Source organism: Vagococcus sp. JNUCC 83 (assembly GCF_053667615.1).
Genome location: NZ_CM132204.1, coordinates 579,965 through 596,933, shown reverse-complemented (window position 1 = coordinate 596,933; position 16,969 = coordinate 579,965). Strand labels below are relative to the sequence as shown.

General features: G+C 34.3%; 14 protein-coding genes. 2 read left to right on the top strand and 12 right to left on the bottom strand.

Translation table 11 applies throughout. The annotated features are described in order from the left end of the window. Window positions 1–7: 7 nt before the first annotated feature. Window positions 8–586, bottom strand: coding sequence for an MptD family putative ECF transporter S component (locus tag JNUCC83_RS02790; protein ID WP_454460723.1), 579 nt, complete (start codon window positions 584–586; stop codon window positions 8–10). 155 nt (window positions 587–741) lie between these two features. After that, on the bottom strand, window positions 742–1,959 hold the full coding sequence (locus tag JNUCC83_RS02785) for a pyridoxal-phosphate-dependent aminotransferase family protein (RefSeq protein ID WP_454460722.1): 1,218 nt from the start codon (window positions 1,957–1,959) through the stop codon (window positions 742–744). Between the two features lie 159 nt (window positions 1,960–2,118). Between JNUCC83_RS02785 and JNUCC83_RS02780 the strand changes: the two genes are divergently transcribed. Together JNUCC83_RS02780 and JNUCC83_RS02775 are read left to right on the top strand one after the other, a co-directional pair. Further along, a complete protein-coding gene (locus JNUCC83_RS02780; protein WP_454460721.1) occupies window positions 2,119–3,747 on the top strand; it encodes a PucR family transcriptional regulator in 1,629 nt (542 codons plus the stop codon). A 91-nt stretch (window positions 3,748–3,838) separates the two neighbouring features. Next, window positions 3,839–4,675: an alpha/beta hydrolase gene (locus tag JNUCC83_RS02775; protein WP_454460720.1), complete on the top strand. Its 837-nt coding sequence runs from the start codon at window positions 3,839–3,841 to the stop codon at window positions 4,673–4,675. A 75-nt stretch (window positions 4,676–4,750) separates the two neighbouring features. On the opposite strand, the gene arcC is transcribed toward JNUCC83_RS02775, so the two are convergent. From arcC to allW, 10 genes are all read right to left on the bottom strand, one after another. Continuing rightward, on the bottom strand, window positions 4,751–5,680 hold the full coding sequence (gene arcC / locus JNUCC83_RS02770) for a carbamate kinase (protein ID WP_454460719.1): 930 nt from the start codon (window positions 5,678–5,680) through the stop codon (window positions 4,751–4,753). 9 nt (window positions 5,681–5,689) lie between these two features. Next, a complete protein-coding gene (locus JNUCC83_RS02765) occupies window positions 5,690–6,448 on the bottom strand; it encodes an oxamate carbamoyltransferase subunit AllH family protein (protein WP_454460718.1) in 759 nt (252 codons plus the stop codon). Then, a complete protein-coding gene (locus tag JNUCC83_RS02760) occupies window positions 6,448–7,710 on the bottom strand; it encodes a YlbE family protein (RefSeq protein ID WP_454460717.1) in 1,263 nt (420 codons plus the stop codon). The genes JNUCC83_RS02765 and JNUCC83_RS02760 overlap by 1 nt, the downstream gene beginning before the upstream one ends. Window positions 7,711–7,724: 14 nt before the next feature. Continuing rightward, window positions 7,725–9,467: an acyl-CoA synthetase FdrA gene (gene fdrA, locus JNUCC83_RS02755; RefSeq protein WP_454460716.1), complete on the bottom strand. Its 1,743-nt coding sequence runs from the start codon at window positions 9,465–9,467 to the stop codon at window positions 7,725–7,727. 18 nt (window positions 9,468–9,485) lie between these two features. Next, window positions 9,486–10,553 (bottom strand): ureidoglycolate dehydrogenase, encoded by a 1,068-nt coding sequence (gene allD / locus JNUCC83_RS02750; protein ID WP_454460715.1) that lies wholly within the window; start codon window positions 10,551–10,553, stop codon window positions 9,486–9,488. A gap of 21 nt (window positions 10,554–10,574) precedes the next feature. Then, complete coding sequence (gene allE, locus JNUCC83_RS02745; RefSeq protein WP_454460714.1) at window positions 10,575–11,360, bottom strand: (S)-ureidoglycine aminohydrolase; 786 nt, start codon at window positions 11,358–11,360, stop codon at window positions 10,575–10,577. A 25-nt stretch (window positions 11,361–11,385) separates the two neighbouring features. Next, entirely contained in the window at window positions 11,386–12,618 is a 1,233-nt protein-coding gene (allC, locus tag JNUCC83_RS02740; protein WP_454460713.1) for an allantoate deiminase, read from the bottom strand. Beyond that, the gene (locus tag JNUCC83_RS02735) at window positions 12,618–13,874 is read right to left on the bottom strand and encodes an MFS transporter (RefSeq protein ID WP_454460712.1); all 1,257 of its coding nucleotides are present in this window, start codon (window positions 13,872–13,874) and stop codon (window positions 12,618–12,620) included. Before JNUCC83_RS02735 ends, allC begins: the two co-directional genes overlap by 1 nt. Before the next feature lie 158 nt (window positions 13,875–14,032). After that, window positions 14,033–15,400, bottom strand: a complete 1,368-nt coding sequence (gene allB / locus JNUCC83_RS02730; RefSeq protein WP_454460711.1) for an allantoinase AllB — start codon at window positions 15,398–15,400, stop codon at window positions 14,033–14,035. A gap of 12 nt (window positions 15,401–15,412) precedes the next feature. Then, a complete protein-coding gene (gene allW, locus JNUCC83_RS02725) occupies window positions 15,413–16,894 on the bottom strand; it encodes an allantoin permease (protein ID WP_454460710.1) in 1,482 nt (493 codons plus the stop codon). Between the last annotated feature and the right edge of the window lie 75 nt (window positions 16,895–16,969).

Sequence of the window (16,969 nt, the reverse complement as noted above, 5' to 3'; positions counted from 1 at the left end):
TGTTTATTTATTTGGCAAAATGCTTATTGTAAATAACTTGACCAATTTTTAAACCAATCACACTAGTAATAACTACTAATATCATAGATACAAAAAAGCTTGCAGTACTAACACCTTCAAACACACTATTCACATAGGTCATATCTTTTCCTTTAGCTAATAAAGAGTCTGTATAAGCGTCTTTCATAAACCATAATGGCAAAATAGGTCCAGTTAATCCGAAACTAAATATAGTATAACTTAACAACAATCTAGGTTGTTTTGCTATATTTGTTTTTGTTTGGACAAAATCAGCTAATAAAGGAAACAAAAAACTAGGTAAAAAAGCTAACGGAAAATAACCAAATGCAAAGAAAAAGACCGCCATCACTGATCCGACAATTGTAATAGCACCAAATTTAGGTATTTTATTCGCTACCATAATGTAGAGTGTTCCAGAAATTAAAGCTGACATACTTGGTACTAGTAAACTGTGGAACACCGGAACGGTCAATCTCATCAGCATAGTTGCTATAAACACCGTAAAAAAATAGACTGTTGTATAAACGCCTATTGAAATCAAATCTTGAACCTTTAACTTTTTCATCTTAATAAACTCCTCAATATTAATTTTTAACCTAGTCATTATAACACAGTTAAAAAAGCTGAGACATTTTTTTACATAGAAAAATTTATCGTCTTATCTAACCATACAAAAAAGCCCTTTACCACCAATTTATTAATGTGGTAAAGAGACTAATACTAAATACCTAATTCATGATAAACACTCAATGCTGCTTGTGTTGCGGCTCCTTGATTAATATCAACATTGTGATAAATCAATACAGCTTCTAGCGCTGTCAAGACATGCAAAACATTTTCTTTGCGACTACTGAATCCCATATTTCCGATACGCCATACTTTGCCAGCTAAAGGACCAAAAGATGAAGCAATTTCAACACCGAAATCATCAAGTAACATTTGTCTTACAGATTCACCATCAACACCATCAGGAATAATAATCGGTGTAACAGTTGGCATCTTTGTTTCTTCATTGCCGTAAATGTCTAATCCCATAGCCCTAATGCCTTCTACAATTGCTTTATCATGTATTTCATGACGTTTAGCACGTTCAGCCAATCCTTCGTTACAATATAGTCGTAAGCCTTCATGTAAAGCATAAATCATACTAGTTGCTTCTGTATGATGATTAATTTTATCCTTACTCCAATATCTTTGAAGTTGTGTTAAATCTAAGTAGTTACTAGAAATAGGATTGTCATTTCTACAATCATCACCAAGGCCTAATTCTTTTTGGTATCGTTTATTAATTTCTGTTTTCACACGATGATTATAAGTAATTAGAGATAAACCTGATGGTACACTTAAACATTTTTGCGTTCCGGCAATGGCAATATCAATTCCCCAATCATCAACCTTGATTTCTACTCCACTATACGTTGCCACGACATCAACAACGAAAAATATATCATGACTTTGACAAAATTCACCAATTTTACTTAGGGGTTGCATTTGACCGTTTGCTGTTTCGCCATGAATCATAGCAAGTATTTTTGGTTGGTGTTCTTTAACAGCCTCAATGATTTCTTCTTCAGAAAACACGCTATCCCATGATTTTTCTAATAATACAACTTCTGCTTGCGCTCGTTCACAAATTTCAACAAGTAAATAAGCAAAACGACCATAAGCTGGGATTAACACTTTATCTCCTGGATTGATTAGTGAAATAAGAGCCGCTTCAATACCTGAACGACTTGTTCCATCAACAACGAACGCATCTTCATTCGTTGTTTGAAAACTTTCTCGGATCATGTCTTTAACTTCATTCATTATGTCTACAAACGCGGGATCAAATTGGCCTAAAATAGGTGTTGCCATCGTTCTAAGCACTGATGGATACGCTTCTACTGGACCAGGTGTCATAATTGTTCTTATTGGATGATTTAATGGTTGTCTCATAAATATCTCTCCTTTATTTTATTATGAATGAATCAGTTTACGATGCCATTATACATTTTATACAAAATAAAAAAAGAGTTGTTCAAATCGCACAAAAAACGAGTTGTTCTTTTTTTTTTCAATTAAACTCTCTATAATAAAGAGTAGGAGGTTCATTACATGAAAACATTAGAACAAGTTCTATCAGTTCCAAGATTTAACGATTTAACATTAGTAACAATCCACACAGATTTAAATAAAATCATTAACAATGTAGAAATAACTGAAACACCAGATATAGCTAATTATATTTCAAGTCACTCATTAATTTTAACGACTGCCATGTATTATAAGGATAAAGAAAATGAGCTTTATCAACTGATTGATTCTCTAGCAATCATTCAATGTGCTGGATTATGCATCAAAGTTGGACGTTTTTTAGATTCTATACCAATAGAAATTATTGATTACGCTAACAAACGAGATGTGCCTATTTTACAAATTCCAGCAACTAAGCCACTAGGTACTATTTTAAAAGAATTAATGAGCTATCTTAGTGAAACCAAAGAAGCAGAGATTGCTTACGCTCTTGATATTCAGCGTAAATTTTCAACTATTTTTCTAAATGATGCTACCCTACAACGTATTATTAAAGACTTTGGTGACTTGACCGATGTGCCTATTATGTTACTAGATCCCTTTAAAGAAAACGTGGCTACATCAAATAATTGGAAACAACTAAAAGATAAACCTGAAACCATCATATCGATTTTATCTGAAAAAGACGTTTTCCAAAGCAATAGAAATACGACAATTATTATTGATACACCCACATGTAAACAATTAGACATTGCTGTATATCCTATAAAAAGTCACACTTACTTTCCATATTATTTAGTGATTCTATCGCCAAAAAAAATTCTATATCCCGTGACAGAATTTGCAATTGATCAAGGCTTAATGGTTTTGAGTTTTACTATCTTAAAAAATGATAAGCTTTACGAAGTGAACAAATTACGAAAAAGTGATTATTTATCAAACTTAATCGATAGACAAGAACGTAGCCTTTTTAACGAAAAAGAATGGTTTAAATATGAAACAGATTTTGGCATAAAAGTAGCTTCTTTTTATCAAGTAATCTATGCTAAAGTTCAGGAGAATTCTAACCATACATACACATCAAAAAGACAAGAAGAAAAACAAAAATTAGCGTATGAGTGGCTAGATCATCATATTGAAAATGATATTCCAAATGCAATTGTATTCTTAGATAAATTAACCAATGATAGTATTATTCTTTTGCAAAAAGACATTACTGCTACAAAATTAGAAACGACATTAAAAAATATCAACAAAAAAATCAACAACTCATTACCAATGAATCTTTTATTTAGTTGTGGTCAACCATACACTCACCTTGACTTCTTAGCCAAATCTTTAAATGAAGCAAAAATAATTGATAAAGAGAGAACGGAACATAACCAAAAAGAAATTGTTGAATTTTACCAACCAAAGGGTATCACAAGATTATTAGAAAACATAGAAAAAGAAGAAGCAAAATATTTCTGTCAGGATTGCCTGAAAATTTTAAGCTACCCTCAGAGTGACATGGATATTGAATTAAGAAAAACACTCAAAACATTTCTAGACAATCAATGTGAAATAACAAAAACCGCCAATGAATTGTTTATCCATCGAAATACTGTGAAGTACCGTATAGATAATATAGAGGAGTTATTAGAATGTAAAATTGACACTCCTGAAAATAGCTTCAAATTAAGGCTAGCTTTAGAATTGACTGAACCATAAACATGCACAAGTTATGACAGTTTTTTTGGACTTTACGCATAAAGATAAAACACAACTTTTCAGATAATATGGGTATAAAGGAGTCGATAATATGAAAAGTTATGTTTACACTGATAGATATAATCACGAATTAACTGCAACATTTCACAAGGGGGAATCTGTAAATCAGGATAATCCTCTCATTATTTATATACACGGTGGAGGCCTAATTTATGGGTCACGTGATGACTTGCCCTCTGTCCATATTGACAAACTGACTCGCGTTGGCTTTAATTTATTATGCCTAGATTATCCCTTGATCCCTGAAAGTACTTTACCAGTAATGATGGATAGTTTACAAGATAGTATTGATTGGGGTGTTTCTCAGTTCTCTACTGATGACAATTATATCTTGTTCGGCCGTTCAGCTGGAGCGTATTTGTCACTAATACTGACAGCAAAATTTTTAAAAACTAAACCTGTTGCTATTGTGTCGTTTTATGGATATTATTCACTTTATGATCAAGGCTTAGTTGGAAAAAATACTTTTTATAATCAATATCCATTGCTTGATGATACAATGATTGCACCGATTATTCAAAAAAAACCTTTACTTAATGCACCGATTGAACAGCGTTTTCCTATTTATTTATCTTATCGTCAACGGGGTGTATGGGTAGAAAATATGCTTAAAGGTGCCAGTTCTAAAGAACAAGCTTCTTTAACAGATAAGGAAATATCTAATCTCCCACCGTTGTTTATTGCAGTAAGCACAGATGACCAAGATGTTCCACATGAACAATCTTTCTACCTAAACAACCTAGCTAGTCAATCTGAATTAGTTACCGTTAATAATCTACCACATGATTTTGATCGATTATGTGATGATGTACAAACAAAAAAAGTTTACCATCAGTTAGTTAATTGGTTAATTTCTCTTGCTAAATAAAATCATGCAACTAGTTTTAATGCAAAAATACACCGACAGAGTCACTAACTAACGTCACTCTGTCGGTGTATTATATTATTTTCCTACTACCTGAGTACCAGCATTACCATCAAGAGCATCTGCTGCATCTTCTAAAGAACAGATAATTGCCGTTTTCCCTAATTTCGCAAATTCAATACATGCTTCCATTTTAGGTCCCATACTACCATCAGAGAAGTGACCCTCATCATAATATTGTTTTGCTTTATCAATTGATAATGTAGTCAATTTTTCTTGGTTTAGTTTGCCATAATTAATATAGACATTTGGAACATCAGTTAGAATCATCAAAACATCTGCATCTAATTCTTCTGATAGTTTTAACGCTGATAAGTCTTTATCAATAACTGCAGCAATTCCAGTTAATTGATTTTGTTCATTTTTTACAACAGGTATACCACCACCACCTGTTGATACAACAAGTACGCCACTGTCCATCAAGGTTTTAATCGTATCAACTTCAACAATACTTTTTGGTTTTGGCGATGGCACTAATCGACGGTACCCTCGACCAGCATCTTCTCCCATAGACCAACCTTTTGTTTTTTCTAACTCAGCGCTTTCATCTTCAGAATAAAATGAACCTATTGGTTTTGTTGGATGATTAAAAGCTTCATCAGTTGCATCAACCTCTGTCATTGTTAATATAGTAGCCACCTGTTTAGATGGCAACATATTTTTAAGAGACTCTTGCATCATGTAACCAATAAATCCTTGCGACTCAGCACTACATACAGGCAATGGCTGCTCCGGTACTTCTTCTTTAGATAACTCATTTTGTCTTAAAATCTGCCCAACTTGAGGACCATTCCCGTGAACTACCACTACATTATGTCCTTCATTTACCACTTTAGCAATACTTTTTGCACTTGTTTCAACATTTTCTTTCTGAACACTATATTCACCCACTTGACCTGGTTGTAAGATAGCGTTACCTCCCAATGCTAATACGACTTTTTTCCCCATAAGTTCCTCCTATTTTTGAATTAATCTTAACCCATAATATATTCCAGCTATTGTATCTATTCCTGATGAATGTCCCATTTTTGCTAATAATTCAAGCGCTTTAATTAGTTTAGATGGATCATCTAATGAGGAAATCACATCAACAATCATCGAACTGTACTGTTGATTCAAAGCTGATTTTAAATAAGCGATTGATACATCTGTTGTATGCTTTTCAGTAATTTTATATCGTATCGTTTGAAAAACAGTTTCAGGTAAATAATTTATTCGACTATTTAAGGCCAATAGACCAACCACAAAATCATCCCCAGAAGGTGTTAATCCCTGTCCAAAACCAATGACTTTAGATATAAGCTGATTAATGTCTCCATCAAACAAATAATCCATTAGTGGTGATTGTTCGGCATATTTCTTTAATGTGTCCATAGAACAAATACACTCAATGTTTTCCTTCTCTATATGAGTCTGTACTTTATGACTCTTTTTATACGTTAAATGAAAATCATTAACGATGATCTCTCCATGTTGCATACGTAACTTACCAGTATTAAAAACTGGCTTCAATACATCCATCGTATTGGCTGATAACATCATTCCAAAAGGAGGTAATTGAAAGTAGGGATAACTTAGGTAAACTAAGTCATCTCCTACTTTTAAATTTACCCCAGATTTAAATTCACTATGAAAAGACACAACCTTGGAACAATCTGATAAAATTTTTTCTACTTCTTCGCCATGATACTCACTAGAAAAAGTATTTTTCATCATTAGTTAGACATTCCTAATTTTTTAGCGTAGGCTGTAATAGCTTTCTCAAAACATGTCAATGGCGGACGAACAGTTCCTGCCCCAATTTGACCTATACCAGCTTCTTTATGAGCAATACCAGTATTTATTACTGGTGTGACACCTGACTCTACAACTAATCGTGCATCAATCCCTAAACAAATCCCTCTAAAATCCCAAGTAGGAACTGGAAAATTAGTATTTTGACTGATACAAATGTCAGACATTTCATTTGATGTATTCAAAGCATCATAAAATCCACCTGAACCGACAAATCGAGTTACAGCAGGTGCTGCAATCATGGCCATCCCACCAACACCAAATGTTTCTGTAATAGCAGAGTCACCAATATCCGTATTAGCATCTTCACCGCTATATCCAGCAAAATATAACCCTTGTGGTGTATTAACTGGTCCAGTAAACCATTCATCTCCCATACCACTAATACGAATACCAAAATCTTTACCATTACGACACATTGCTGTAACAACTGTTCCTTCTTGAATCATTCTCGCGCCGTCCATCACAGCTTTTGCTGCTGCCATCATAATATTTAAAAAGAATTGATCCGTATCAGCTAAAAATTGAGATACTTCCTCTTTTTCTTTTTCATCGATTTCTAAACGAGTGATAATTGGGCCAACTTCTTTATAAAATGCTAATGAAGCAGCAATATTTCGTTGATGAAACTCATCCCCCATGGCAATTGCTTTTGCCACTAGTACATTAATATTTAACCCATCTTCCATGGTTTTTATCGCTTTACTTAATACTGGTCCTAATGTATCTCTCATCCAACGTAGGCGATTAATCACTTCATCTGAATAAGCGCCAAAACGTAATACAGCTCCAATACCTTCATTCATTGTACAATATGCTCTATTACCATCTGTTTTATTTTCAACAACTAAAACAGGCATATTCCCTGATGTGATTCCACCCATAGGACCTACGGCATCATAATGATGACAAGGTGCAAATGTGACTTCTCCGTTAGCTAGCATTTTACGAGCATCAGCTTCATTTTCTGCCCATTCCTCAAATAATACAGCTCCGACACAAGAGCCTTGCATTGGATCAGTCATATCTTCCCATGCAATTGGTGGTCCTGCATGTAATAACATGTGACCTTCTAATTCTTTGATAACACTTTTTGCTGGTACTACATCTAATAAAAATGGTGCTGATTGAACAATTTTATCAATGACTGCTTGATTTGCTTCGTCGATTGTTTTAAATGACATCTTTTATCCTCCTATTAAAAAGTATAGTGATTTAAGAAATAAAGAACTTTTTGTAATTCAACATTTCCACCTGCCGTTGGTCGCCAATCAAATTGCACGACATCTGCTTTATTATCAATAATTGATTTAGTAAAGCTTTGTAAACCGACATTGATAATTTTAGGATCTTCTGTTAATAATTCTGCTAATTTGATAGATGTTTCTGGTAAGTGATCTAAATTACTTGTTTGTTTTGGTTGCACATCTTTTTCAATCAAATCAAGAGTTGCACCTACTTGATTTAAAGCCGTACGAATGGCTTGAACATTGTTTTCACAAACCGTTACACCGATTTCTTCCAAAATACGTCTTTGTTCATCCATACCTTGAGGATCTTCATCAGTTCCAACAAGAACACTTACAAAATTAACTTGTCTATTTTGTTTTTCTAATTCTTTTTGTGCTTCAACAATTGCTGGTTTTAATGCAGTTGCCATATCATCATGTGCCCCATAACCAAGTACAACATCAAAAACAACCACTCCTGTATCCTTATCATCAACGATTGATTTAATTTTATTAATGCGAATTTCTGGATCAATCATTGGATGCGGTTTACCTTTTGTATACATGTCATCCCCTAAATCAATCACTTCATGGCGATCAGTTTTTAAAGTAAACCCTTCTGGTGATGACCCATGAGGAATATTTAAAGCATCTTCTAATAAAAATGCTGCTTCATATGCTAATGTACCACCTGAATAAAACCCTTTAATCCCTTTACCAATTGGCTTATCACTTATTTCTATAACTGGAGACGGTGTGTAAATAACCTCTTCTTTTGCTAATAGTTTTGCACTTAATTGAGCTGTTTCTTCTAACGTATAGGCATGATATAAGTTTTCTTCATGGAATGTTGGTTTTGTTCCAAGGAATAAAGTAACAACAGGTTTATCAATTTTTCGTAACACGTTTAATACTTTTTCTTCTACTTCTTTTGCAGGTGGTTTTGAAATAACCACAATAACTTCTGTGTCAGGGTTATCATTTAAAGCGATAATACTATCTAACATAGAAATTGCTCCAACTTCTGTAGACAAGTCACGACCACCCGTACCAATAGCGTTTGTTACCCCTTGTCCATAACGATGGATCAATGTTGTCACTTCTTGAATTCCTGTCCCAGAAGCACCAATAACACCAATTTTTCCTTTACGAATATTGTTAGTAAAAGCTAAAGGAATACTATGAATTACACCAGTACCACAGTCAGGACCCATAACTAATAAGCCTTTATCATGTGCTTTTTCTTTTAATCTTCTTTCATCTTCGATAGCCATATTGTCGCTAAATACAAAAGCATGTAAATCATTATCTAATGCTTGTTCTATTTCAAGGGCTGCATACTCACCAGGAACAGAAATCAATGCAACATTTGCATCAGGGGCTTTTTTCATTGCCTTAGCCCATGAATTAATTGTCTCTTCTACTTCTCCACTACCATCTTGTGTGCTACTAAGCTCTTCATCAATAATCGTTAAAACCTTTGCTTTATCATCTTCACTTGAAACTTCTAACATAATAACCATGTCATTAGAAGAAGCTTCTGATAATTCAGGTGTATCAAACCCACTTGCTCTGAAGATATCAATATTAGATGGTGTTCCCATCATAATTGATACACGTTCTACCTCATCTAATTGGTTTAATTTACTTGTTAATAACATTAAAACGACTGAATCTTGATAACTATTTTTTTTGATAATTGTTTGTAGCATTATCTTCCCTCCACTGTCTTATTTTTCAGCAAACGCATCAGAATTGTCATATTGGTTGTAATGAACCACGTCACTGTTTAAATATTCATAGATACCTGTTGGAATTGGCACACCCGTTTCTTCATTATTCTTATAGCGAATCTCTGATAATTCACCAGGATAATAGACTTGATCAAATCCAGGTGCCGGACTATTCGCATGTAGTTCATCAATCATTTTAGATAAATTTTGCTTAAATGCCTCTAAATCTGTGAAATAACTTGGGTTAATTAAAATAAACAATTGACCCAGGTTACGGCCAGCAGATAAATCCGCATACATCGAACTAACATGTTGGCCAAAAGGTAGGCCTAATAAAGAACCTGATAAAATATCTACCATCATCATTAATCCATACCCTTTAGGTCCAGATATTGGTAATAACCCACGTACTTTGTGCGGATCTGTTGTTGGAGCGCCAGTTTCATCTACTGCCCATGTTGGTGGTATTTCATTGTCTTTACTTCTTGCATCAAGAATCTTCCCCCAAGCTTGTACAGTTGTTGCCATATCAAAAATAATCGGACGTTCTCCGTTAGTCGGTGCACTAAATGCAATTGGGTTTGTGCCAAAATACGGTTTAGTTCCACCAAATGGTACTGCCATTGGATCTGATTGACAAACTGTGATAGCAACTAAATCTTGCTGAGCTGCAAGGTCCACATAATAAGATAACATACCACTATGTCCCATTTGTGATACCCCAACTACGGCAACCCCATTCTCTTTTGCCATATCTATAGCATAATCCAATGCTTTTCTAGCTGCTACATGCCCTATAGCATTATCTGCATGAAAGACTCCCGTACTTGGACCAGTTTTTTCAAATGAAAAATTTGGTTCGATTGTTGTTCCACCTTTTGCAATCCGTTCTGAATAATATTCAACACGAACCGCTCCGTGCGAATGGACTCCTCTCAAATCTGCATATGTTAAATGTCTAGCTACTTCTTTGGCGTGTTCAGGTAATAATCCTGCACGCTCAAATTTCACTTGCATTAAATCTTGGAGGTCTTTTGCTTTTAAATAAACTAACTCTTCACTCATCGTATGTTGTCCTCCTTATTTTTAAATCTCTACATCTCTGTTACAATCTTTAGAATATAAATAACTTAATGGTGCATGACGTCCTACTGAATAGCAAGCTTGTAAATTATAGGCACCCATAAAGATGTAGTCACCTTCTTTTACTGGAATCCAGTTATTGTCTAAGTTATACATACCTTCACCACTTAAAAGTAATGCTCCATGTTCTTGGTAGTGTGTTTCGATATAACCGTGAGACCCCCCCGTAGCAAAGCTTAAAATATGGAAGTTCATATCGAAATCTAAATCAGATGGTAATAATGTTTTAAAATCAACATCTGTCATATCTTCATAATCAACGCCCTCAACATCGTTAGAATTCCCTACATATGTATACGCTTTTAATCCTTCAACAAATTGATAACGTTTTTTATAAAGGAATGTTTCTGTTGGATGATTACTGTTATTTTCAAATGTTAATGTTTTATATTCTGGAACATAAATGTAGCCACCAGTTGTTAATTCATATGATTTTTCTCCATCACTTACTGTCAATTCTCCATCTAAAACATATAGAAAAGTTTCAATGCCTTTGTCACCAAAACCAACTCTGTTTCCTCCACCAGGTAACACACGACATAAATAATCAACAAACTCAGCACCTAATTTGGGTGTAGCTAAAATTGTCATTTCACAATTAGCAAAGTTTGGTAACATATTTTTCACTAATCCTTGAGGTGGAATTAAAGCAAAATTCCCTCTTTCAACAACTGCTCTTGATTGTAGTAAGTCTGTTGGATAACCCAACTCATTTGTACGATATCCCATTCTGTAAAACCTCTTTCATATTATATTATTCTTGGTAAGCTAATTTATATAGTGATGCAATCAACGCTTTTACTCCCTCAGTTAAATCTTCTAATTTAGTCGATTCATCTGGATTGTGGCTGATTCCATTGATACTTGGAACAAATAACATTGCTGTTGGAACATGTTGTGCAAAAATTTGAGAATCATGTCCTGCTCCACTATGCATCGTAGTGTAATTAAGATGTGCTTCTTCACAAGCTTCTTGTAAAACCGAAACAATATTTTTTGACATAGGAACAGGTTCTTCATCCATCCAGTTTTCTATCTCAATTTCCACATCACAATCTTTTGCAATCTGTTTAAATTTTTCAGTCAATTCTGATGTAAATTTATTTAAAGCGTCTCCATCTGTGTGTCGACAATCCATTGTAAAAAATGTCTCACCCGGAACAACATTGACTGTATTTGGTTTAACAGATACGTGTCCAAATGTTAATACAAGTGGATCACCTTCTTTTTTAGCATCATCAATACCTTCACTAATCATTTTACTCATAGCATAGACTGTATCTTTTCTATATCCCATTGGGGTCGTACCTGCATGATTGGCTTGACCTTTAAGTGTGATATCATATCGTTTTTGCCCAACAATACTATCAACAACTGCCACTTGTTTTCCTGTATTTTCTAGAACATTTCCCTGTTCAATATGGATTTCAACAAATGCATCGATGTCTTCTCTGATAGGTTGTTTTGTTTCAGGAAATTTAAAACCAGCGTTTTCCATCGCAACAGAAAAAACAACACCTTCTGAATCAACTGAATACTTCACTTCTTCAGGCTCAACCAACCCAAAAATATTTTTACTTCCCCAAAAAGCAAATGGAAAACGACTTCCTTCTTCTTCAGCCATTGCTATCACTTCTAAACTTTTAAGTGGCTGACCATATGTTTCTTTTAAATGTTTAATAGCAATAAAAGAAGCAATAATCCCAAATTGCCCATCTAAAGCACCACCATTGACCACTGTGTCAACATGTGAGCCAGTTAATACAACTTTTTCAGGATACTTACTTCCAACTAACTTTCCTGATAAATTACCAACTGCATCAAAGGAAGTATCTAATCCTGCCTTTTCAAATTTTTCTTTCAAACCATTTTGAGCCTTCACCCAATGATTATCATACAACAATCGAGTGGTTCCTTGTTTATCATCTAAACCTATAGAAGATAGCCACGTAATTTCTTGATCTATTTCTCTTTGTAAGTCTGTCATTATTGTTTGTCCTTTCTAACTACGTTTTTTTTTCGATTAACTATGTAAAAAATGGCTGTTCCTATCACTAGAATAACTATGGATAAATAAAAGGCATTAATTTTTGATCCAGTTGTATCAGATATAATTCCTGTCAAAGAAGGAGCAATCACTGATGAACTCATTCCTAAAAAGTTAAACACACCAAGTGTTGTTGCTAATCCTTTAACTGACACATTTTCACCAAGCCAAGAGATAATAATAGGCTCAACAGCAACCTTTCCAAAAAAACCATATAATACTAATCCGACTAATAATACCGTTTTACTTCCAGCCATAACAGTTAAAAATAATGTTATCGCTGCCATAATTTCTAAAAATACCACTAAATCTATTTTTCTATCACTAAACTTGTCTGCTAATCGACTAAAAATTAATGCGCCTGGAACGGAAGATATAAAAATCAAAGATGTTGCTAATCCTATGGTCGCTCCTGTAAATCCACGTTCTGTCTCTAAAAAGTTTGGCAACCAAGTATTTACAAGATAATAGGCATAACATGTTGAAAAATAAACGGCATAAGCGCCAATCATTTTAGGTGCCATCAGCTTTTTGAAAGTCATTTTCTCTTCTGACGATACACTCATATTGCTAGACTCTATTTCATCATTATGTTTATCCTTGTTTAGAAATAAGATAAATAATAAAATCATTACTAGAATAGTACCAAACGACACATACTCAATAATTTGCCAATCCATTCCTTGTTGCGAGATGAAATAGCTAGAAGCGATCATACCAATGCCACTACCTACAGCAGTCCCACAATTGACAATAGCTGTTGCTACACTACGATGTTTTTTGGGAACATATTCATTAGTTAATGAAAAAGCAACGCCATAGAATGTTCCACTACCAATTCCAGCTAAGACATTTCCAAAATACATCACATTCAATGAAGTTGACATTGCTAATAGTAACGTTCCTATCCCAAATAAAGCAAAACCTGGAATCAAAACAGTTTTCTTACCAAATCTATCCACTAACAGACCTGATGGAATCTGCATTAATACATAACCCAAAAAGTAAAAACTTGAAATGGCTCCTATTTTAGCATCGCTCGCATGATCGAAAAAAGCACTCAATTGCGGATAAATTGGTGTTAGTGCTGTCCGATTAAACCAAACAATAATCCAACCCAGTGTCGAGATTAAGACGACTTGCTTCCAATAAGGACGAAGTAGAGTTCTTGACGATTGGATTTCTTTTTCTGTCACTCAAAAACCTTCTTTCCTATTTTTGTTATGTTTATGATTTAATCATAATACACTATCTTATCTTTTACATTGGTTACTCTTAACCAAAACCATTATTGTCTTTGTCCAAATCTAACGAAGAAAATAGAATCTATCGCTAGACTCTATTTTCTAAAAAACTATTTTTTAATAAACACACCAACTGCCTCTTCACTAACACCTGTTTCTTGAGAATAAATTGTTTTTCCTCTTAAAATAGTCGTATCAACTTGAGCACCAATTGTTCTACCAATATATGGGCTAATTTTATTTCTATACTCTAAGTCTTCTGCTTGAAGTGTGTATGGAGCATTTGGTTTGATTAACACAAAATCAGCGTCCTTGCCGATAGTAATTTCACCTTTTTGATCTAGTCCAAATCGTTTTGCTGGATTAGTCGCAATAATATTAGCAAAAGTTGTTAATGGTAAGTTACGTTTTTGGACACCTTCGTCAAACAGAACATCTACATTATTCTGTACACCTGAAATACCACCCCACGCTTCAAAAGCATTTTCTTTATCTTTTAAATCTGGTGTACACGGTGAATGGTCTGACGTAACAAATGATAGTCCGCCATTTTTTACGTATTCCCATAATCCATCTTGAGCTTTTTGGTCACGAATTGGTGGTGAACATTTTACAACAGGTCCAATTGAGTCCAGCTCATCCGTTGTAAAGTATAAGTAATGAGTACATGTTTCACACGTGACATCAACACCTTCTTCTTGTGCTTTAACAACTTCTTCAACACCTTCTGGACAAGCAATGTGACAAATATGAATACGACAACCTGTTTCTTTAGCAAATAATATAGCACGACGAATAGGTTCAACTTCAGTAAATACTGGACGTGTCGCTACATATGCCGCTAGCGTTGTCTCACCATTTTTATAAGCAATATCGCCTAACTTATCAGTAATCGCTGCATTTTCTGCATGAATAGCCAATACTTTACCAGTTTTAGCGACTTGTTTCATCCCTTCATATAAAGAATAGTCGTCAACATTCATGAAATCTCCGTCAATCGTACGATCTCCACACGTAGCCATAAAGCATTTGTAAGCTGCTACACCACCTTCATCTAACTCTTGAATACCACCTTCAAGGTTATAAGGAACTAATCCACCAAATGATCCAACATCTGATAACAATTTTCCTTTTCCAGCATCATATTTTATCTCTAATGATTCTTTATCAACTGTTGCGGGCACTTGATTTAAAGGCATCTCCATAAATGATGTAACACCACCTTTAGCACACGCTTTTGTGCCAGTTACATAACCTTCCCATAAATCACGATAACCTCCACCTGGATCTGTAATATGCACATGCGCATCTACCATACCAGGACTTACTATCAAGCCTGTTGCATCAATCGTTTTTTTTGCCTCACCTAAATTTTCACCAATTGCCGCTATTTTTCCATTGGTTACAGCAACATCTGTGTATACTTCTCCACCATTTAAAATTACCAATCCATTTTTAATAATTAAATCAAAAGTCATTCTTAATTCCTCCTATTTTTTTAATTTTAATAACAAATAAATCCCAAAAGATAATCCACATCCTATTAAGAATGATAGACTTGAAACCATTTTTAATGATGAAATAAATTCACCACTAATTGAGATGATCAGTGCAATAATAGTCGCAATATATGCTGCTTTATTCACGCCGTAATAGGAATTTTTACTATTATTACTTTTCGTATCCATATAAAGAGCATCTAGATTAATTTTTTGCTTTGCTACAAAATAGTACTGAGCTAGCATCACACCGACAACAGGGCCAATGACTGCACCTATCATGTTTAAAAAGGTATAAATACTCTCCTGATTTTCCATTAATTTCCACGGCATAATGATATAACTAATCACACCAGCAATTAATACACCTTTTTTGTAATTAATTTTTTTAGGAAATAAAGCTGATAATTGATACGCTGCAGGAACAATATTACCAGTTGCATTTGTTGAAATAGTTGTCATAAGTAGTACTATAATACATAGTATAACTGCTGGTAGATTTCCCCATTTGTTTACAATATTCAATACATTCCACTCTTCAACGCCATAATAGATTGACCCACCGATTAAAATAGACACACTTGATACAGCAAAAATAATATATCCTACTAATAATCCTAAACCTTGTCCAAACACTTGGTCTTTCATAGATTTTGCATTTTGAGTAAAATCAGACACACTTGAACTTGGAGCTGCCCATACAGCAACCACAGAATTTATAATCATCAAGTAAACTAATACTGGAGAATATGTTTTTACACCTTCTAAGTTTGGTTTATAAGCTAAAATATTTCCAAAACCACCTGCAGCGTTAACCGCCCAAACTGTCATACCAATGAATACTACATAAATTAATGGATTAAGAATTGCTGTAAATTTGTTTAATACTTTTCCACCTCCCAAACCAATTAAAACGTTAATTGCCCAAAAAATGGTAAATGCAATCAACCCGGGTAAACTAATTCCAAAGAAACTAAAGTCGCCACCCAATGTTAGAAAATCTGGCCAAAATTTACCTATAAGAATTAATAATGCCAATGATGCTGTATAGTTTTGTAGACCAAACCAAGCAATTGCCGCTACAATTCCTCTTAAAAAACCAGGAAGTTTTGCACCTAATGTCCCATACGTTGCTCGTAAATGCATCGAAAATGGGATACCATATTTTGCTCCAGCACGACCATTTAATGTCATCAACCCTGCAACAACTAGACTGCTTAAAACAAGTGCTAACATGATATTTACAGGAGATAGTCCTAAAAAGAGAAAACCTCCTACCGCCGCATAGTTTGGAATATTATGTACAGAACCCATCCATAAGGTAAAGTAATTCTTCCAACTCATCGATCGTTGATTTTCTGACTTTGGTAGTAAATCTTCATTGTACCCTCTTTGTGAAATTTTATTGATTTCACTTATAGGAACATCTATACCTTTATCAGCTAACACCATATCTTTCTTGTCCGGTTTCATAACGTCCTCCTCAAACCTTTTATTTATAAACCCATAATACACACATGAAAAAGCGTTTACATTGTCTAGTCTTAC